This window comes from Neobacillus sp. 19 (assembly GCF_049463095.1).
GTDB lineage: Bacteria > Bacillota > Bacilli > Bacillales > Cytobacillaceae > Neobacillus.
In genome coordinates, this window is the sequence record NZ_JBMPZU010000009.1 from 30,043 (window position 1) to 50,556 (window position 20,514).

13 protein-coding genes, 1 pseudogene and 1 other annotated feature are annotated in these 20,514 nt (G+C 42.4%); of the genes and pseudogenes, 12 read left to right on the top strand and 2 right to left on the bottom strand.

The annotated features are described in order from the left end of the window. The first annotated feature begins 45 nt into the window (after nt 1-45). The 8 genes and pseudogenes from ACO1D1_RS01455 to ACO1D1_RS01490 all read left to right on the top strand — a co-directional run bounded on the left by ACO1D1_RS01455 (nt 46) and on the right by ACO1D1_RS01490 (nt 9,844). A complete protein-coding gene (locus tag ACO1D1_RS01455; RefSeq protein ID WP_149871387.1) occupies nt 46-294 on the top strand; it encodes a hypothetical protein in 249 nt (82 codons plus the stop codon). Nucleotides 295-421: 127 nt separating this feature from the next. Further along, nucleotides 422-2,545 carry a sigma 54-interacting transcriptional regulator gene (locus tag ACO1D1_RS01460; protein WP_149871386.1) on the top strand — a complete coding sequence of 708 codons (2,124 nt, stop codon included), beginning with the start codon at nt 422-424 and terminating at the stop codon, nt 2,543-2,545. A 173-nt stretch (nt 2,546-2,718) separates the two neighbouring features. Continuing rightward, nucleotides 2,719-4,212, top strand: coding sequence for an aldehyde dehydrogenase family protein (locus tag ACO1D1_RS01465; RefSeq protein WP_149871385.1), 1,494 nt, complete (start codon nt 2,719-2,721; stop codon nt 4,210-4,212). 22 nt (nt 4,213-4,234) lie between these two features. Further along, the gene (locus ACO1D1_RS01470; RefSeq protein WP_149871384.1) at nt 4,235-5,596 is read left to right on the top strand and encodes a putrescine aminotransferase; all 1,362 of its coding nucleotides are present in this window, start codon (nt 4,235-4,237) and stop codon (nt 5,594-5,596) included. A 294-nt stretch (nt 5,597-5,890) separates the two neighbouring features. Beyond that, complete coding sequence (locus ACO1D1_RS01475; RefSeq protein WP_149871383.1) at nt 5,891-7,072, top strand: CaiB/BaiF CoA transferase family protein; 1,182 nt, start codon at nt 5,891-5,893, stop codon at nt 7,070-7,072. 13 nt (nt 7,073-7,085) lie between these two features. Continuing rightward, a pseudogene (locus tag ACO1D1_RS01480) lies at nt 7,086-8,307 on the top strand (acyl-CoA dehydrogenase family protein). Then, complete coding sequence (locus ACO1D1_RS01485) at nt 8,304-8,621, top strand: DUF3870 domain-containing protein (RefSeq protein ID WP_149871381.1); 318 nt, start codon at nt 8,304-8,306, stop codon at nt 8,619-8,621. The pseudogene ACO1D1_RS01480 and the gene ACO1D1_RS01485 overlap by 4 nt, the downstream one beginning before the upstream one ends. 98 nt (nt 8,622-8,719) lie before the next feature. Beyond that, nucleotides 8,720-9,844 carry an HAD family hydrolase gene (locus ACO1D1_RS01490; RefSeq protein ID WP_149872781.1) on the top strand — a complete coding sequence of 375 codons (1,125 nt, stop codon included), beginning with the start codon at nt 8,720-8,722 and terminating at the stop codon, nt 9,842-9,844. A gap of 59 nt (nt 9,845-9,903) precedes the next feature. Here ACO1D1_RS01490 and serA read toward each other — a convergent pair whose 3' ends face one another. After that, nucleotides 9,904-11,547 carry a phosphoglycerate dehydrogenase gene (serA, locus tag ACO1D1_RS01495; RefSeq protein WP_423334676.1) on the bottom strand — a complete coding sequence of 548 codons (1,644 nt, stop codon included), beginning with the start codon at nt 11,545-11,547 and terminating at the stop codon, nt 9,904-9,906. A 160-nt stretch (nt 11,548-11,707) separates the two neighbouring features. Continuing rightward, nucleotides 11,708-11,920, bottom strand: a binding site (T-box leader). Nucleotides 11,921-12,264: 344 nt separating this feature from the next. On the opposite strand from serA, the gene ACO1D1_RS01500 reads away from it, so the two are divergent. From ACO1D1_RS01500 to thrB, 3 genes are read left to right on the top strand one after another with little or no spacing between them, the layout of a single operon-like run. Beyond that, on the top strand, nt 12,265-13,557 hold the full coding sequence (locus tag ACO1D1_RS01500) for a homoserine dehydrogenase (RefSeq protein ID WP_149871379.1): 1,293 nt from the start codon (nt 12,265-12,267) through the stop codon (nt 13,555-13,557). Then, nucleotides 13,557-14,618 (top strand): threonine synthase, encoded by a 1,062-nt coding sequence (gene thrC / locus ACO1D1_RS01505; RefSeq protein ID WP_149872780.1) that lies wholly within the window; start codon nt 13,557-13,559, stop codon nt 14,616-14,618. Before ACO1D1_RS01500 ends, thrC begins: the two co-directional genes overlap by 1 nt. Beyond that, on the top strand, nt 14,615-15,532 hold the full coding sequence (gene thrB / locus ACO1D1_RS01510) for a homoserine kinase (RefSeq protein WP_149871378.1): 918 nt from the start codon (nt 14,615-14,617) through the stop codon (nt 15,530-15,532). Before thrC ends, thrB begins: the two co-directional genes overlap by 4 nt. A 22-nt stretch (nt 15,533-15,554) precedes the next feature. Here thrB and ACO1D1_RS01515 read toward each other — a convergent pair whose 3' ends face one another. Continuing rightward, entirely contained in the window at nt 15,555-18,125 is a 2,571-nt protein-coding gene (locus ACO1D1_RS01515) for a bifunctional diguanylate cyclase/phosphodiesterase (protein WP_423334677.1), read from the bottom strand. Between the two features lie 95 nt (nt 18,126-18,220). On the opposite strand from ACO1D1_RS01515, the gene ACO1D1_RS01520 reads away from it, so the two are divergent. Next, nucleotides 18,221-20,514: transcriptional regulator (locus tag ACO1D1_RS01520; protein ID WP_423334678.1), on the top strand; the 2,294-nt coding region annotated here is incomplete at its 3' end.

Below are 20,514 nucleotides of genomic sequence, written 5' to 3' on the forward strand. Positions count from 1 at the left end.
AGACTAGGCCGTTTCAGGAACAATACTAAATTGGGGGTGAGCTTGATGTGTTTTGGCGTGGTCCTCAGCCCGTGCTATGGGAGGGTGGAAAGCATTTCCGTAAAGTGTGAGTCAAGATTTTATGAGTGGGAATCATTGTTTGCGATAAAGACAAAATCCGGCAATTTGGAAATGATTCAAACTAGAGTGAGCGGGGAAATAGAATCCCTGGAAGTTCAAGAGGGTGATGATGTTATTCCAGGAATGGTACTTGCGTATATAAAAGAAGATCTGTTTGTTACCGGAAGTGATTAATGGCTAGAAAAAGAAGAGAAGATGCGGGTTCCCTCACATCTTCTCTTCTTTTTCTACAATATTATTTTAACAATTCTGAATCAAATGGTAGTATTAGAATAGCAAGGTTGTAGGGGGGAAGGTAACGATGTTTTCCGTGGCAAAAGAAAAGCTGAAGCCCATTATTTCAGTGGCTATTGACGAAAGTGAAGAAGTTTTGCGTTCGACCTTAAGTAACCTTAAAGAACCGTTTTTATTTTTAAAAAAGGATCATCATTTATTTGCCTATGTGATAATCGGGAAGCTGGAAAAAGAGGCTTCAACGGTTGAACTCCTGCTTGAACATGCCAAACCACTCGAAAGTATCTGTCATCTGAGCGATCATATTTCCTTACCTGTTTTATTTCAAATCATCGGCGAACCGTTTGCGATTATTAAGGGTGAGGATGGAAGACCTTCAGGTTACATTCGGAGAGAGGACGTCCTGGCAGAGCTGTTTAAACAGGAAAATAAAAGTGTCGACTTGCTAAAAATTATCCTGACCTCGATTCCCATGGGGATTTTTATTTTAGATAAAGAAAAACGAATCATTAATTGCAATGATGCTGGTTTAAAAATGATTAAATCGACTGCCGAAAAGGTGCTGAATTTTCCTGCAGAAACTATTTTTAGCGCCTCACACATTAATAAAGTATTTTCAACAGGAAAGACGCTTCTCAACCATCTTGAAATCACCAACGAAATGGGCGTACTTGTCGACTATAGCCCGATTCTGAACTATAACAACGAAGTCGATGGAATCATTATCGTTGTCCAAGACTTGCCAATGGTTGAGGAAATGGCGATGGAAATTGAATACATTAAAGATTTAAATAAGGACTTAAATGCGATTCTATCCAGTATTTATGATGAAATTCTTGTTGTGAATGCGAAAGGAGAGTTGATCCGATACAGCGAAAATATCATTCAAGATTTTTGGAATGTCGATTTAAAAGAGCTGATTGGAAAAAACATCCTTGAGCTTGAAGACCGCGGCCTCTTTACTCCATCTGTCACAAGGCTTGTCATCGCAAAAAAGAAAAAGGTGTCCGTTGTCCAGGAAACACTTAATGGCAGAAAAATTTTGGCTGTAGGCAATCCTGTTTTTAATGAAAAAAATGAACTGGACCGGATTATCGTTGCTTCACGTGATATTACGGAAACAACGCGGCTAAAAAGCGAACTGCAGGAAATGCGCAAAATATCGGAACAATATAAGAAGGAATTAGATGATTTTAAGAGCAAGGATCGTTTTTTGAAAAAGTTAATTTATTGCAGTCCAAAAATGGAAAAGATCATGAACCAAGTAAAGAAAATTGCTGATTTTTCCTCAACCGTCCTGCTCCATGGGGAATCCGGGGTCGGAAAAGAAGTCATTGCCCAAGCGATTCACCAATTAGGAAAGCGTTCCCAAAACCCGTTTCTTAAATTAAACTGCGGGGCGATTCCGGAAAACTTGCTTGAAAGTGAGCTGTTCGGCTATGCGAAGGGCGCTTTTACGGGTGCCGACAAAAATGGAAAAGAGGGTTATTTCAAACAGGCTGATGGCGGTATTCTGTTTCTTGATGAAATCGGTGAGATGCCTGTCCACCTGCAGGTAAAATTACTACGTGTGTTGCAGGAGCAGGAGGTCATCCCTGTTGGGAGCACAACCCCGATGAAGGTTAATGTGCAAATTATCACTGCTACCAATAAAAACTTAGCGAAAATGGTGGAGGAAGGAAGATTCCGCGAGGATTTATACTATCGCTTAAATGTCATTCCGATACATATACCCGCACTAAGGGAGCGGACGGAGGACATTTCCCTGCTGGCCTTCCATTTCCTCCAGCAGCTGAATGAAAAATACGATCGGAACTATCATTTAACGCCGGATGCCATTAATGTACTTGAATTTTATTCATGGCCAGGGAACGTACGGGAACTGCAAAACATTATTGAACGATTAGTCGTGACAGCTGATCATCAGGCCATTGACGCAGAGTTCGTCAGTCAATTTTTGTCATTAGGTTATGAACATACAAAAATGAAACCGGTCATTACCCGTGTGATTCCCTTGCAGGATGCGATTGATCATGTCGAGGAACAGCTGATCATTATGGCAATGAACCAATACAAAACAACAACCAAAGCGGCAAAAGCACTAGGAATCAGCCAATCCTCCGTCAGCAGGAAATATCAAAAAATAGTGACCGAGAAAAATAGTAAACTTGAAAACGTAACTACCCTTTAACAGAAAGCTGATTCAGATGATTTTGTCTGGATCAGTTTTTTTATGCACCGAGAAATATGGTTATGCAAAATTGAATAGTTCTTTTTGCAACAGATGCTATATTGCTAGGGTTTATGTGTTGGCACACTTCTTGCAATATTAGTTAGTGAGGGTGAATAAAGGAGGAATTGAAAATGGTCGAGGTCAAAAACCGAGTTGGCAGCCTAAAAATGTTTATTGATGGTAAGTGGAAGGATGCTGAAAATCAAGAAACACGCCCAGTGTTAAATCCCGCAAATGGAGAAGTGATTTCCTATGCCCCCGAAGGTACGGTCTCTGATGCCCGTGCAGCCATTTTTGCGGCACGTAAAGCATTCGAAGCAGGAGTTTGGTCCGGTATTTCCACTCAGGAAAGAGCGTCCTATTTATTTAAAATCGCCGACAAAATTGATGAATATGCTGATGAGTTAACCGAACTTGAAACGATGGATAACGGGAAGCCGTTACGGGAAGCTGGTTTCGATGTCGCAGATGCGGCCGCCTGCTTCCGTTATTATGCAGGACTGATTACGAAACCTGACGGTCAGACATACCATGTCGCCGATCCGATGCAGGCCATGGTCGTCCGCGAGCCTGTTGGTGTTTGCGGCTTAATTGTTCCGTGGAACTATCCGTTGTTAATGAGTGTTTGGAAAATCGCCCCTGCCTTAGCTGCAGGAAACACGATTGTCTTTAAACCATCAGAAGTTACACCTGTTACACCGAAAAAGCTGTTTGAAATTTTTGAAGAGGTTGGTTTGCCAAAAGGGGTCGCCAATATGGTGATGGGTGCTGGTCCTGTGGTTGGAAATGAAATCGCTTCCCATCCTGAGGTGGACATGGTTTCGTTTACCGGTGGAACGAAAACAGGAAAGCATATCATGAAAACGGCTGCCGACACGATGAAAAAAGTATCGCTCGAATTGGGCGGCAAATCACCGAATATTATTTTTGCTGACGCGGACTTTGAAACCGCTGTTGATTATGCCTTGTTTGGCATTTATGCCGGTTCCGGTCAAGTATGTTCAGCCGGGTCGAGGATTTTAGTTGAAGAAAGTATTTATGATCAATTTATTGAACGATTTGTTGAGAGGGCAAAGAAAATTCAGGTTGGGCAGGGAAATGATCCCTCCACTGAAATGGGCCCGCTTGTAAGCGAACAGCATTTGGAAAAAGTACTTCACTATATCGAACATGGAAAACAAGAAGGTGCCACGATTGCTTGCGGTGGAAATCGCATCGTTCGTGATGGTTTGGAAAAGGGTTATTTTGTCGAACCAACTGTTTTCGTTGATGTAAAGCAAGAGATGAAAATCGTCCAAGAAGAAATATTCGGACCGGTTGTCGTTATTCAAAAATTTAAGGATGAAGAAGAAGCTCTTAAGCTGGCAAATGGAACCGTTTACGGATTGGCCGGTGCGGTGTTCACGAAAGACGGTGCCAAGGGATTGCGGGTGATAAAAAAGCTGCGTGCCGGGATAACCTGGTTGAATTCTTATCATCCTACTTATAATGAAGCACCATGGGGCGGCTATAAACAAAGCGGGATTGGCCGCAGTCTCGGAACATTTGGCCTAGAGGAATTCCAAGAAATTAAACAAATTAACATTAATTTGCAGGTTGAGCCGGTCGGCTGGTTTTCAAACTAATACAAGAGGAGGAAGACAAATTATGAGTATCGATATAAAAAATAAGCAAAATCAACATGTGAGTGAATATATTAATAAGGTTCTAGGTTTAATAGAAAAAGAGAATATTAATCAAGCAGAAGCAGAATGGATTACAAAGGAAACGGTGGATGGCTTCCGCGAACACGTAAATCCGGGATTCCTGGAATACCGTAAAACCGTTACAGAAGGCGGTCAATTTGCGGCAGTCGAATGGTCTGATAACGGTTCTTGTTTTAAGGATGTAAATGGCAAAGAGTATATTGACTGTCTTGGCGGCTTCGGTATTTATAATGTCGGTCACCGCAATCCGAAGGTGGTAAAAGCGGTAACTGATCAATTAAAGCGTCAGGCCCTTCATAGCCAGGATTTACTTGACCCGCTCCGTGCGATGCTGGCTAAAATTTTAGCTGATATTACCCCGGGTGACTTAAAATATGCCTTTTTTACAAACAGCGGGACAGAAAGTGTTGAGGCTGCACTTAAACTAGCAAAAATGTACAGCGAGCGGTCAACATTCATTTCAACTACTCGTGCCTTCCATGGAAAAAGCTTAGGTTCCTTGTCCGGTACGGCAAAAGGTATGTTCCGAAAACCATTCCTGCCGTTGATTCCGGGATTCCGTCATGTACCATTCGGCGATATCGACATGATGCGGAAAACGTTTGAGGTATGTGCTTCCGTTGGTGAAGATGTGGCAGCGGTAATTTTAGAACCTATTCAAGGTGAAGGAGGAATTATCCTTCCGCCAGAGGGGTATTTAAAACAAGTTCGCGAGCTTTGTGACCAATACGGATCCTTGTTGATTTTTGACGAAGTGCAAACGGGTATGGGACGGACTGGAAAAATGTTCGCTGCTGAATTGTTTGATGTCGTGCCGGATATTATCTGTCTTGCCAAAGCATTTGGCGGCGGCGTCATGCCTGCTGGGGCAATTGTTGCAAAAAAAGAGGTATTTAAGAGCTGGTTCCCGAATCCATTTATGCACACGACTACCTTCGGCGGGAATCCGCTAGCCTGTGCCGCTGCGATCGCAACGATTGGTGTATTAATTGAAGAAAACTTACCGGAGAGAGCCGGGGAAGTCGGGGCCTATTTCCTTGAGGAATTGAAGAAGGCTTCTAAAGGTCATGAAGATAAAGTGCAGGAAATTAGAGGCCAAGGCTTGATGATTGGCATCGAATTTCATCAAGATGATATCGGGTATGAAGTGTCAAAGGGCATGTTTGACCGCGGTGTGCTAGTCGCAGGTACATTGATAAACTCGAAGACGATTCGCATCGAGCCAGCGCTGACGATTCGCTATGAAGAGGTCGATCAAGTGGTCAGGACATTTAAAGAGGTAATAGAGCAGGTGAAAGCGTAGTTATCATACTGGGGGGAGAGGAATTGGCCGGGAAGGCGGACATTTCGGGATTGAAGAGTTTTTAGAGGTGAAGTATATCTCCATTGGATTGGATTTACTATAATTTTTGAGAAAGTAACTGCCTCGTTCGCTTCATCCTCCATCCCGAGGAGAAATCGCGAATAAAAGCCAGTGAAACAATTCAGTGCCTTGATTTGTCATTGATTGTTTTTGCTGGCTTTTTTCCTATTACATCCCTCTTTACGGAGGATTACTCAATTTTAATAGAAACCTTAGGAGAAAGGAGGAAGTCCAGTGTCAGGCCCGCTCCATGGAATAAAAGTAATCGATTTATCCCGCGTGTTAGCTGGCCCATATTGCACAATGATGTTAGGCGATATGGGGGCAGAGGTGATCAAAATTGAAAGTGTCGATTCAGGGGATGAAACAAGAGGCTGGGGACCGCCATTTGTTGAAGGCGAGAGTGCTTACTACCTATGTGCAAATCGAAATAAACAGGGGATTACCTTAAACTTGAAATCCCCACAAGGTAAGGAAATTTTACAGAAGCTCCTAGTGGATGCAGATGTAGTCGTACAAAATTTTAAACCGGGAACACTTGAAAGACTAGGGTTCGGATATCAAGAATTGAAACAGATCAATGAAGATATTATTTTAGCCTCCATCAGCGGTTTCGGATCTTCCGAGGGTCCTTACGCCCATCTGCCAGGCTATGATTATATTATTCAAGCCATGTCAGGCTTAATGAGTATTACTGGTGAAAAAGAAGGACAGCCCGCGAAGGTTGGTGTCGCTATTGCGGATGTACTCACCGGACTTTTTACTTGTATCGGCATTTTAGGAGCTATCCAGCACCGGAATCGGACAGGGGTTGGGCAGGAAGTGGACATCTCCTTATTTGATTCCCAATTGGCAGCGCTGGTGAATGTCGCCAGCAATTACCTTTGTTCTGGTCAAATACCTGAACGGCTCGGCAATGCCCACCCCAATATTGTGCCATATCAGGTGTTTACCGCTAATGATGGTGATTTTATCATTGCCGTCGGAAATGATCATCAATATCAAAAACTAACCATTTTACTTGAAGAGCCATCCCTTTTAAACTATGAAAAAAACTCAGATCGGCTGCACGATAAGGAAGAACTAGTACGTATCATTGCCGCTAAAATAAAAACGAAATCAAGAGCAGAGTGGAAGCAATTGCTTGATGTTGCCGGAATTCCTAACGGACCAATCAATAATGTGAAAGAGGCATTGGATTCCGAGCAGGCACGTGTTAGAGAAATGGTAATCAGTGTTAAGCATCCCGTCATTTCGGATTTAAAGTTAGTCGGTTCACCATTAAAATTTTCACATTCACCCATCCACATCGATAAACATCCGCCGCTGCATGGGGAACACACGGAGGAAGTCCTGTTAAAGCTTGGGTTTTCACAACAGGAAATCGCTCGATTGAAACAACAAAACATTATTTAAGGAGGAAAAGATAATGGATTTTTCATTTACAGAAGAGCAAAAGAGTGTAAGAAAGGTAGTCAGAGCCTTCGTTGACCGTGAAATTATTCCATATATTAAGGAGTGGGATGAGAAAGGACATTTTGCCACAAATATTTTGCAACGCTTAGCTGATCTCCAGCTCATGGGAGTATGCATACCGGAGGAGTACGGCGGCGTCGGCATGGATTACAACACACTTGCGATTGTTTGTGAGGAGCTTGAACGCGGGGATACTGCCTTCCGCACGGCTGTTTCAGTTCATACAGGATTAAACAGCATGACGCTATTGCAGTGGGGAACAGAGGAGCAGAAACAAAAATATCTCGTTCCACAGGCTGCAGGTAAAAAGGTCGGTGCCTTTGGACTGACAGAACCGAATGCCGGTTCGGATGTGGCCGCAATGGAGACAAAGGCTGTAAAGGACGGAGACAGCTATATTTTAAATGGATCAAAAACCTGGATTTCCCTATGTGATGTGGCCGACCATTTTTTGATTTTTGCCAAAACAGATCCGAAGGCTGGTCACCGGGGTATTTCCTGCTTCATCGTCGAACGGACACTTGCAGGCTTCACCTCCAAGGCGATAAAAGGAAAACTTGGCATCCGCGCAGGCAATACGGGAGAAGCATTTTTGGATAATGTTAGAGTGCCTGCAGCGAATTTGCTGGGGTATGAAGGAGAGGGCTTTAAAATTGCGATGTCCGCTCTCGATAATGGCCGTTTCACTGTAGCAGCAGGAGCTTGTGGTACAATCATGGCCTCGCTCGAAGCAAGTGTTAACTACTGTGAAGAACGAAAAAACATTTGGCAAGGAAATCGGCAGACATCAGCTCGTTCAGCAAATGATCGCAAAAATGTCAGCCAATCTTGAAATTTCGCGGTTACTCGTTTTTAAAGCCGGCTGGTTAAAAAATAATGGCAAACGCAATACAAAGGAAACTTCCTTAGCAAAATGGATCTCCTGCGATGCTGCCCTTGAGGCAGCCAATGATGCCGTCCAAATTCATGGCGCTTATGGATTCTCGAATGAATTCCCAGTTGAGCGTTATTTACGAAATGCCAAAGCGCCAGTTATTTATGAGGGGACAAGAGAAATTCATACGATTATGCAGGGGGAATATGCCCTTGGCATTCGCGAGGACAAACCGCTTCGAAAAATGCTGCCTGCCTGGCCATTTGAAGAAAGCTTAATAAAAGGGCAGGTGCAGTCATGACCAACTTAAATACCTATTTCCTCGCGGGTCACTCCCGCCTGCCGCAGGGGATGGCGGCCCAAAGTGTGTTCGATTCCTTGACCATAACGGTTGAGGTGGATAAAAAATACGGCGTCATTATTGAATCCTCCTGTACGCTGGCTACCGCCCACGGAAAAGCCTACGTCCAGCAAATTTTAAGAGGCCACAGCCTTCAGGACGGAATAGATGATATTTTAGAGGCCATAAGAGAAGGTTATCGTGGAAAAGCGGTTAATGCCCTAATCGCTGCTGTTAAAGATTTATATGGGCAATACGAAAATCCTAGGGGATAAAAGGATAACGCTAAGGAAAAGTAGAAGATACTTCAAAACCATACCTTCGCTGTGTTACGATAGCGTAATAAAGCAGATTCAGGAAAGTGGGTATGAATGTGATTAAAACTATTTTATTTGATGTAGATGGAGTCCTATTAAGCGAAGAACATTATTTTGATGCGTCTGCCTTAACGGTTTGGGAGATGCTGATCAGCGATAATTATTTAGCGCTGAATCCAGTTAATTTTAAAACGGACTACAGTGAAAAGGAAATAAAGGAAATAAGAGAGCATGTATTCCGGAACGATCAGGTCCTCAAATTTATGAAATCCCGGGGTTTAAATGCCAACTGGGACATGATCTACTTATCATTTAGCCATCAACTTATACACCTATTATCACAAATTAAGGATCAGGAGTTTGAAAAAATCACCAAATGGTGTCAGGCACCCATTAATCGTGAATCTCTGCTAGAGATGGGAACGGTTTTAAGTAATTACAAGGTGGAAATGGATTTTGCTTTATTCCTTGAGGATTTTTCGAAGTCAGAAGCAATGAAGCAGGAATTGCTCAGCCACTTAAATGTGCTGGCAGGGGAGAAGTTAGGGGTAGAAACGTCTATTTTCTTGAAGGGTGAGCTGTGGTCGATCTGTGAGCATGTTTCACAGGAATGGTATGTGGGTGATGAACATGTCCTTAAGTCCACCGGAAGACCTTCTGTACAAACCGGCAAAAATGGCTTCCTTGCAAATGAAACCACATTAGCGCCAAGAGAAGAGATTGCAGACATGTTTCAATTCCTTTCTAGCTCAGGATACACAATTGGGATCGGAACTGGCCGGCCGGCACTTGAAACAATCCAGCCTTTTCAGCATTTGGATTGGCTGAAGAATTTTGATGAGAATCGAATTGTAACAGCAGATGAGGTGTTAGCAGCTGAGAAGGAGCTGCCAGAATGGAAATCTTTATCGAAGCCGCATCCGTATACATACGTTATGGGGCTTAAAGGGAAGGGAGCATCGGTACAGGAATGTCTGAATACCAAGGTTCCCATTGAAAACGGTGAGGAAGTTCTAGTGGTCGGAGACTCTTTAGCAGACCTATTAGCGGCAAGACAACTAGGCTGTCAGTTTGCCGCTGTATTAACAGGTCTCTCTGGAAAAGATGCTAGAAGCGAATTTGAACAGCATGAGGCAGATTATATCCTTGATTCCGTTTTGGAACTTAAGGGCATTCTATAAAATAATGGAAAAAGGGCTATGCAATAAATAACATGCAAGCCCTCTTTCTTTATAAAAAACTATAAACTATCCACTTTCTCTTGCTGCATCCGCCCAGGTTCAATCAAATCAACATTGGATAACTCCAGTAATTGTGCCTCATCTAATCCATCAATTAAAACCAGCTCACGAATTACCTCGGTACCCAAGGCTTTATCAAGTGTTAACACCATGATCGCTTCCCCGCCGACTTCTGTTCGGCCAACCTGCATCGTCCCGATATTGATTCCATAGTCTCCCAATAATGAGCCCACCCTGCCAATCATCCCGGGCACGTCACGGTGCTTAATATATAATAGGAACTTCTCCGGTTTTACATCAATTCGGTATTGGTTTATTTTTAAAATCCTTGCACCATACCCGTTTAGGACGGTTGCGCCAATCTTTGCTGTTTCCAATCCATTTGAGACAGAAAGCTCCATATAATTCGCAAAGCCTTTATTTGAGGCGTTTTTCACGACATTATAGGAAACGCCCTGTTCCTTCAACAGATGGAGTGCGTTTATTAGATTGACAGAATCGCTTAAATGATAGGAAAGGATGCCTTTTAAGAGAGTGCGAGTCAGCAATTCCGTATCTTCATCAATTAAATCGCCGTAGTAATTGATTTCGATTTTAGCAGGTGCCTGCTTGTTTAATAATTGAATCACGAGCTGTCCCATTTGATCCCCGAGCAGTAAGTAGGGTTGAAGCTTTGCCTGAGTTTCTCCGGACATTTGCGGCATATTAACTGCGTTTTGGATCGATTGCGATTCAAAAATCTCAATAATTTCTGCACTTACTTCTTGTGCTACCTTTTCCTGGGCTTCGACAGTGGAGGCACCAAGATGCGGTGTGACGATGATGTTTGGATTTTGCAGTAATTCTAAATCGGCAACCGGTTCTTTTTCAAACACATCCAGTGCCGCACCTGCTACATGACCGGCTTGAATTGCCCGTACTAAAGCTTTCTCGTCGATGACCCCGCCGCGAGCGCAGTTTACAAAGCGGACCCCTTTTTTGGTTTTGCTTAAGTAGTCGTCATTAATCAATCCTCTTGTATCATTTGTTAAAGGAGTATGAATGGTTATAAAATCGGATTCCCTGGCAATTAAATCAAGGCTTGCCTTTGTCATTCCCAGTTTCTTCGCCCGATCTTCCGTTAGATACGGATCAAACCCTAAAATATTCATGCCAAAGCTCTTCGCCCGCTTTGCCACTTCTGTACCAATTTTCCCCATGCCAATGACACCAAGCGTTTTTTTATACAATTCCACTCCTTTAAACGAATTGCGGTCCCATTCACCGGCAGCCGTTTTTTGATGGGCCTGAGGAATTTTTCGAGCTAATGACAGCATCATTGCTAATGTATGTTCTGTAGCGGCAATCGTATTTGCCCCTGGAGCATTAATGACGATGATTCCTTTTCGTGTTGCGGCATTGACATCAATGTTATCAACTCCGACACCTGCCCGGGCAATAACCCGCAGCCGGTCTGCAGCGAGGAGCAGGTCTTCGGTTACTTTTGTTTGGCTTCTCACAATCAACGCATCATAATCGCCAATAATCTTTTTTAACTCCTCAGTTGGCAATGTAGGCTGTCTTTCTACAACAAAATGGGGATGCTCAATAAGACTTACCAATCCTGTGCTGCTAATTCCATCGGTTACAAGTACTTTATACATGCTTCATCCAGCCTCCTCAGCTTTTTTCCTAAATACCCATGATTCCTAACTACGTTTATGCGATCACAACCTGAGCAAAACCTGTGTGTCTCGTTTTGGGGAATTTCTCCTTTCTCCTAAAAATAGAAAACGCCCCTCATAACAGACTAAGTGTCATGTTATAAGGGACGTGAATGAACGTGGTGCCACCCTCTTTTGCTGCTGAAAAAATAAAAGCAGCCTCAACAATGTAACGGTTTTTACCGGGCATACCTACTTAAAAGTTCAGCAGCCAGTTCAGAAGGGCTGGGCTTTCTAAGAAATTGCACCGGTTCGCAGCGTCCACCGGCTCTCTGAGGCGTTTTCTTAATGCCGTCTTCATCATCACTTTTAGAAAATATGAATGTATAAATTTCGACCTTGATTAATGTCCAACTACAGCGCGCTTGCGCATTTCGATAAATCTGATTTGAAAGAAATTTCAAATAGTTGTAGAATATAGGGACTATTCTACAACTATTTCTTTAGGATTGTAAAGGTATAAAGTGAAAAAACTTTTCTTTTTTATTCTGAAAAATTTTAGTTCAAATGAACAATCCAATGATAGTGCGGTAGTAAGCGATTTCACGGAAATATCCAGAAATAAATCTATTGTAAAAAAATAAAGAGAGTCATATAATGTCTACAACAGAAAAACATTTGTGTGCTGTGAGCGGACACTTTGCAGGGGGGATATTCATGAAAGCAATCTCGATTGGATTATTAGGTTTAGGCACTGTTGGATCAGGTGTAGTTAAAATTATTGAAAATCATCAAGATCAATTAATCCACCAAGTAGGCTGCCCAGTTGTTGTCAAGAAGATTCTCGTTCAGGACGTACATAAAAGCAGACCGGTTGAAGTGGACACAAAGAGTTTAACATCCAATCCTGATGAGATCCTGTATGATAAGGAAATTGATGTAGTCATTGAGGTAATGGGCGGGGTACATGATACAAAGGATTATTTAATTACGGCTTTACGTCAAGGAAAGCATGTTGTAACGGCCAATAAGGATTTGATGGCCCTGCACGGTTCCGAGTTGTTAACGGTTGCCTCTGAACATGGCTGTGATCTGTTCTATGAAGCTAGTGTGGCCGGAGGGATTCCTATTTTACGGGGTCTTGTCGATGGATTGGCATCTGATCGGATTACACAAATGATGGGAATTGTTAATGGTACAACCAATTATATTTTAACGAAGATGAGTGATGAAGGACGTTCTTATAATGAAGTCTTGAAAGAAGCCCAGGAGCTTGGCTTTGCAGAATCCGACCCAACTGCCGATGTAGAAGGCCTTGATGCAGCTCGAAAAATGACGATTCTCGCTACATTAGGTTTTTCGATGCATATTGATTTGGAGGATGTCAAGGTAAGCGGTATTTCAAGTATCACGGAAGAAGATTTACGCTATGGGAAACAATTAGGCTATACGATGAAATTAATCGGCTATGCCCATCGTGAGGGAGAAAAGGTCGAGGTAAGTGTAGCTCCTACATTCCTATCCAATAATCATCCGCTTGCTTCTGTCCAGAATGAATACAATGCGGTATACGTATATGGCGAAGCGGTTGGCGAAACGATGTTTTATGGGCCTGGTGCAGGAAGTCTGCCGACAGCCACTGCTGTTGTGTCAGACCTTGTTGGTGTCATTAAAAATTACCGCCTTGGTGTAAACGGAAGAAGTGCTGTCACACCGCAATATCCAAAGCAGTTGAAAGATAACGAGGAAAAGTTCTCTAAGTATTTCCTGCGGATTCATGTCCAGGATGAGGTTGGCGTATTTGCAGACATTACCGCTATTTTTGCCAAATACGGGGTAAGTTTTGAAAAAATCCTGCAATTGCCAATTAAGAAAAACGAGACATCAGAAATTGTGTTAGTCACACATAAAGCTTCAGAAACCAATTATGATAAAATTTTACTAGAATTATATGATTTGAGCGCAGTAAAAGAAGTAAAAAGTGCATATAGAGTGGTGAGGAAATCATGATGAGATGGCCAGGATTATTAGAAGCATATAAAGAATTTTTACCGATTAATCAAGAAACACCTAAACTTACATTAAACGAAGGAAATACACCTTTAATCAAGTTAGAAAGACTCTCTCAGGAATGGGGCGTTGAGCTGTATGTAAAAGTGGAGGGGGCCAACCCAACTGGATCTTTCAAGGACAGAGGCATGGTCATGGCTGTTGCCAAAGCAGTAGAGGAAGGCAGCAAAACCGTCATCTGCGCTTCAACAGGAAATACATCGGCTGCAGCAGCGGCGTATGCGGCACGTGCAGGTATTAATTGTATCGTCGTCATTCCAGAAGGAAAAATTGCGATGGGAAAACTGGCGCAAGCAATGATGTATGGCGCAGAAATTATCTCGATTGAAGGGAACTTTGACGAAGCATTAAAAATGGTTCGAAATATTAGCAAGGTCGAACCAATTGCACTCGTTAATTCAGTCAATCCCTATCGACTTGAAGGCCAAAAAACAGCGGCATTTGAAGTGTGTGACCAGCTTGGGGCTGCCCCTGAAATCTTAGCGATTCCAGTGGGGAATGCCGGAAATATCAGCGCCTATTGGAAAGGATTTAAAGAATATAACGATCATAAAGAAACAGGACTCCCAAGAATGTTTGGCTTCGAAGCAGCTGGTGCTGCCGCTCTTGTTCATAATCGTGTTTTTGAACATCCGGAAACAATCGCAACAGCGATTCGGATTGGAAACCCGGCAAGCTGGGATTTAGCTGTGAATGCCGTTGAGGAATCACGCGGCCAATTTGATGAAGTAAGTGATGAAGAAATCGTTGCCGCTTATAAAAAATTAGCTGCAACAGAAGGCGTTTTTGCAGAGCCTGCTTCTTGCGCATCGATTGCCGGCGTATATAAGAGTATCCAAAATGGAAAAATACGGGAAGGTACGAAGATTGTCGCTGTCCTAACAGGGAATGGATTAAAGGATCCTGATACTGCCATTAACAGCAGTCTTGTTACGCCAGTCCAATTACCAAACGATGAAAAGGCTGTCGCAGATCATATTCGAGGGGTTGTCCGCGGATGACGCAACATGACCGCTTTATGATTAAAGTACCTGCGAGTACAGCGAATCTTGGGCCGGGATTTGATTCGATGGGTCTTGCCCTTAATCTGTATTTGACGTTAGAAATTGAGAAACATACTCAGTGGGAATGCTCTTCACCATGTGAGGAATTGAAGGATTTTCCAACCGATGAAAGTCATTTTATTTGTCAAGTTGCCATTAAGACAGCGGCCAATTATGGAGTGGACTTGCCCCCTTGTAAAATTAAAGTTACAAGTGATATCCCGCTAGCCCGGGGGCTTGGCTCAAGTGCAGCAGCCATTGTGGCAGGAATTGAACTTGCCGATGCTGTCGGCGGCTTGCACCTGACTAAGGAGGAAAAGCTTCTTCATGCGACAACGTGGGAGGGTCATCCGGACAATGTCGGTGCCTCCCTTTACGGAGGGCTTGTGATTGGGTGTTACGAGCAAAATGAGGTCGATATGCTGTCATTTACGAGTCTTCCTCTTGAACTGGTGGTTGTCGTACCGCATGAAATTTTGTTGACTAAGGAATCGCGTGATGTTTTGCCATCCAGTTATTCCCGGCAAGAGGCCGTCCAAGCTTCCTCCACAGCTAATCTTCTGATTGCGGCGCTTTTAAGTCATAATTGGACATTGGCTGGAAAAATGATGGAACAGGACCACTTCCACCAGCCATATCGAAAACCGCTCATAGCTTCTTACCAAGAGATTGAAAAAAAGGCTAAGATGAATGGAGCATTTGGTGTGGCATTGAGCGGTGCGGGGCCAACGGTTATTTGCTTTGCGGAGAAAGGCAAAGGGCAGAAGCTGGCACAGGCCCTTGATAATGAATTTACAGATATGACTGTAAAAAGCCTATCGATCGATTATGATGGCAGCTGTGTAAATGAAATAGAGAATTTTGTAAAATAAACAGGGCAGCGGCAGCTGCCCTTTATTTTTTTAATAGATATTGCTCAAATTCTTCTTTACTTAATGGTTTACTAAATAAATATCCTTGCATTTGAACACAGTTTCTCGATAGTAAAAACTCCTTCTGAAACTCCTCTTCAACGCCTTCGGCAATGACGTTGAGATGGAGACTGCGGGCGAGATTAATAATCGCTTCCGGAATCTCTGAATTTCCATAATCCTTATCAATATTCTGGATGAAGGATTTATCAATTTTTAAAGTATTAATCGGCAAATCCTTTAAATAGCTTAAGGAAGAGTACCCGGTTCCAAAATCATCGATAGAAACGGAAATGCCTATTTGTTGTAAGGTTTCGAGCGAGCTTACAATTTCAGCTGAATTATTTAAAAGAATACTTTCAGTAATTTCGATTTCCAAATACTCCGGCAGCAGCTTGCTTTTTGAAAGAATCTCCTTGACGTGTTGGACCATACTAGATGGTTCCTGAAATTGACGGGCCGAGAAATTGACTGAAATAGATAATGGATGGGAACGTTTCGAATTCCATTTGCTAACCTGCTGGCAGGCGAGCTTCATCACATGCTCCCATAATGGCTGAATGAGCCCCGTATCTTCCGCAATCGGGATGAATACCTCGGGTGAAACAAATCCAAATTCTTCATCCGTCCATCTTACCAGTGCTTCAGCACCTAAAATAGCACCGGATTTCACATTTATTTTCGGTTGATAGAATACTTCGATTTTTTCATTTTCAATGGCATTCCTTAAGCGGGCTTCTATTCTTGGTCTGTTAATATTGGACTGATTTAATTTATCAGAATAAACGGTCACCTTATTACCGCCGGCTTTTTTAGCAGCATACATGGCCAAGTCAGAATAAATGATAAGTGTATCGATATTTTGGGTATGATCGGGATAAAGACTAATACCGCAGCTTGCACTAAGATAAATTTCTTTGTCATTTAAGGAATAGGGCTTTTTAAGATGATTGACTAAACCTTCAGCGGCTTCTATCGTTTCTGTGAAGGTAGAGTTTTTCAATAATATGATAAATTCGTCACCTCCCTGCCTTGTAATGATTGTGTTGACATCGTCAGGGAAACAATCCTTGATTCGCTGGGAAACCACTTTAAGAATCTCATCGCCTTTATTATGTCCTAAAGAATCATTCACCTGTTTAAATCGGTCCATATCAATGAACAATACAGATACCTTTTCACCTGCTTTATCTGCCTGCTCAACGAATAAAAGTAATTTTTCCTGAAAATATCGCCGGTTTAACAAGCCTGTCAATGGATCGTGATATGCCTGATATTCAATTAGTTCTCTGCTCTGATTTAAGTCTTCAACATAACTGCGTAATCGATTCGACATCGCATTGACGTTTTTGGTCAGAAGACCCAATTCGTCTTTACGCCTTAGTTCCAAGTTTTTGCCGAAGTTTCCTTGTGCAATTTCATTCACTTGCTCAACGATATAGCCAATCGGCCGGGTAATCGAGCGGGAGAAAAGAAAACTAATGATTAAGACGATTATCATAATCATAATCGAAAGGAGAATATGTACTTTTAACTCGTGAACAAGTTCGGCATGAATAAGCCCATAATTATAAACAAGTCCAATAACGAATGGCTGGTCATTTTTTGAATAAACAGGTACGAATGTTTTCATAATCATTTTGTCATTAATTGTGTCCCTGTACGATTCCATTTGTTTCGTTTGGATGGCCTTTTTGATTAACCGCGCATCAGTTGTATAGTTTCGAAAAGCATATGTTCCATACCAAATCGGCTGTGCGGAGATTCGGATATATTTATTTCCGTTTAAATGGACAACTTCATCCTTTTTTCCAAAGTTTTTTGGATTGAAGACGGTTAATTCCAAAATCCCTTCTTCCTTCGTAAAGTCTTGGATGATTTTAGACGGGCCAAAACGCTTTTCATATTCTGTTATTTTATCTCGAAAATAGGGATTGATGATATAATTTGTCGACCCATCAAAATAATAGCCCCATTTATCAATATGATCTGGATTAGAAGAAGCGACCTCAATCGGGCCAGACCAATAATAGGGGAGGGTAATCCCTTTTCCGACAGAAACGGGTTCTAAGGAAAACAGCTGCTGATAGGCATCGTACCAATAGCCCCAGCCTTTCGTGCCCATGCCAATTTCATGTGGGTCAGAGGATTTAACCCCGACAATATCATCACTTGTTTTAGCTAATAGGGTAATATGAGAGACACCGGTTTCTTTTGCCAAGGCAACCAGCTGTTCGTTCGTAATATCTTGATAGCGAGCCGGAAGTGCCTGTTTTATGGCCAATGAGGCTGTTCGTAAATCCCTTCCAAGAATGTCTTCTACATACAAACTGCTATTTTTCGTATTTTTTACTTGGAAAGATACTTCCTTGACAATCATCGTGACTACTTTTTCGTTATAATCAAGAAGCTGATTTTTTGAACGAAAATAGTGAAAAGCATTATTGGTTAATAGAATAAGAAAAACCAATAGGCAAAAAATCAACGGAATCTTCTTTTTGATTGACAATGGCGCAACACCCCAATTTGTTTCTTCCCTATCTATTTTTTTCAAGAATATCGATTTTATTACAGAGAAAAAATTCTCCGAATGATTAGTAATATGGTAAAATAGTGTAAATATTAAGAAAATTGGGGAGGGAGGATGAATTGAAGCTGCCAATTATTCAAACCAAGCTGCGGATTCCAGTAGTAAAGGATGATTTTATCAGGAGGGCAAAGCTCTCACGGAAAATGAAGAAGATACCTGACTATCCGTTGACAATTATGCACTCGGGAGCAGGTTTTGGAAAAAGTACGGCACTTGCCTTATTTATGACAGATGAAAAAATCCTAGGCTGTTGGTATTCCCTTACCTCGATGGATGATGATATCCTTCCTTTTCTCACCTATATCGTCCATTCCATTCGCCGCGTCAATCCTACGTTTGGAACGGAATTAACTGCTTATATGGAGACAATGGACCGCTATATTCGTGAAGAAGAACTTAGCGTCCTTTGTTCCCTTTTTATTAATGAAATCCTCACAATCGATTCGGACATTACGCTTATTTTGGATGATTTTCATCAAATTGAACATTCCTATACTATCAATAGCTGGATGGAAAAATTGCTTGAACACATCCCGCCCAATCTCCATTTGATCATTTCAAGCCGGAGCCGCCCTGCCTGGAAGTATTTGACGAAAATGAAAGCCTGCGGGCAACTGTTAGAGTTATCGCGAGAAGACTTGGTCCTTACATTGGAGGAAATGGAACTGCTGCTAACCGATCTTTATGGTTTAGAAATGGAGCCTGTTCATTTACAGACGATTTTTGAGATGACAGAAGGATGGGTCATCGCGATCTGTATGATTGCCCAGCAGATTCCATTAAAAAAGGATCTTTCCGATCTTTTTGAGCATTCCTCCCACTCTCTGCAGGATTTTTTTCAGTATCTCGTAATGGAGGTTTTTTCAAAACAGCCGCCCATCATTCAACAGTTCCTTGAGCAAACTTCCATATTTGATGTAATAGAGGAAGAAATGTGTGCCGACGTTATAGGGCTCCAGGGTGCCTCAGCAATGCTTGAGCAAATGAAGGACCGCAATTTATTTATCCAAAGGATTGGGGTAAGCCACTACCGTTATCACGCCTTATTTAAAGATTTCCTTGAAAGCATGTTTCAAAAAAATGACCCTGGACATTATGCAGCACTCCACGAAAGATGTGCCCGTTTTTATGAAAAAAGGCAATTATGGGAGGAAGCGCTTTATCATTATAAAAAAATTCATCACCATCAAGCGATTGCTTCGATCTTACAGGAGAATGGCTTAAGGATGCTGGAAAGCGGCAAGCTGGAAAGTCTCTATGATCAATTAACGATAATTCCTGAAGTGGAGCTGGAGTCGTACTACCACCTTTGGTATGTAAAAGCAGAAATTCACCGCTACCGTTCCCAATACCAAGAGGCCGAGGAGTGCTATGAAAAGTCCTTTATGGGCGCGAAGAAAAAGAAAGATGACCTTGGGATGAGTATGGCACTAGAAGGGAAAGCAAAGATTTATTTAGATACCATTCAGCCGCATCTTGCTGAACGGCTTTTATACGAGGCGATTGCCTATAGGGAAAGGTGTAAGAGCACGGATGAAGAAAAGGGTCTACTCTATTCCTTGCTATCTGAAAATCTATTAAACTCAGGAAAGGCATCGGAAGCTGAAAAATGGATTCAAAAAACGAAGGCTGTAAATTCAGATGGGAATTTAGAAGCAAGATTGTATATGCGAACCGGCCGATTTGAGGAAGCGAAAAAAATTCTTTATAAAGAAAAGGGAAAGGATTCCATAGTCAGCACTCTGCCCCAAGCCCACCGTGAAACGGACTTATTACTTTCACTAATCGAAGCTTTTACGGGTGAAGGTGTAAAGGCGAAGGAGCTTGCACAGCAGGGGATTCAACAAGGAATAAGCATTAAAGCACCGTTCGTAGAGGCCTGCGGCTGGATCCGTATGGGTCACGCCGTGCAAATATTAAATAAATATGAATCCCACTTAGCTGAAAACTGCTATCATACGGCATTGGAACTGATGGAGCAGCTTGGTGTCAACAGAGGGAAGGCTGAGCCGTTAATGGGTCTTTGTATTTTATACGGAATAAGGGGGGAACTGGAACGGGCTTTGGCTGTCGGCAAAAAGGCGCTGGAGGAGACAGAAAAGGTACACGACGTCTGGCTGTCAGCTTTAATCACCCTTTGCATGGGGATTACCTGTATATATAATGAGCGGCTCCCAAAAGCACGGGTATATTTGGAGAAAGCAGACTCCCTCTTCCTGGGGTGCGAGGATAGCTTTGGGCAAATGCTCAGCAAATTTTGGCTGTCTGATCTCTATCATCTTGAAAAAAAGCAGGATCTTTTTAAGGAAACAATCGATAAGTGCTTAACGCTTGTGCAAATACATGACTATGA

Bases quoted from the DNA above. Each gene is read 5' to 3' on its own strand.
- ACO1D1_RS01500 (WP_149871379.1), top strand. From the start codon at position 12,265: ATGAAAGCAATCTCGATTGGATTATTAGGTTTAGGCACTGTTGGATCA.
- ACO1D1_RS01485 (WP_149871381.1), top strand. From the start codon at position 8,304: ATGACCAACTTAAATACCTATTTCCTCGCGGGTCACTCCCGCCTGCCG.
- thrC (WP_149872780.1), top strand. From the start codon at position 13,557: ATGAGATGGCCAGGATTATTAGAAGCATATAAAGAATTTTTACCGATT.
- ACO1D1_RS01465 (WP_149871385.1), top strand. From the start codon at position 2,719: ATGGTCGAGGTCAAAAACCGAGTTGGCAGCCTAAAAATGTTTATTGAT.
- serA (WP_423334676.1), bottom strand. From the start codon at position 11,547: ATGTATAAAGTACTTGTAACCGATGGAATTAGCAGCACAGGATTGGTA.
- ACO1D1_RS01455 (WP_149871387.1), top strand. From the start codon at position 46: ATGTGTTTTGGCGTGGTCCTCAGCCCGTGCTATGGGAGGGTGGAAAGC.
- ACO1D1_RS01460 (WP_149871386.1), top strand. From the start codon at position 422: ATGTTTTCCGTGGCAAAAGAAAAGCTGAAGCCCATTATTTCAGTGGCT.
- thrB (WP_149871378.1), top strand. From the start codon at position 14,615: ATGACGCAACATGACCGCTTTATGATTAAAGTACCTGCGAGTACAGCG.
- ACO1D1_RS01470 (WP_149871384.1), top strand. From the start codon at position 4,235: ATGAGTATCGATATAAAAAATAAGCAAAATCAACATGTGAGTGAATAT.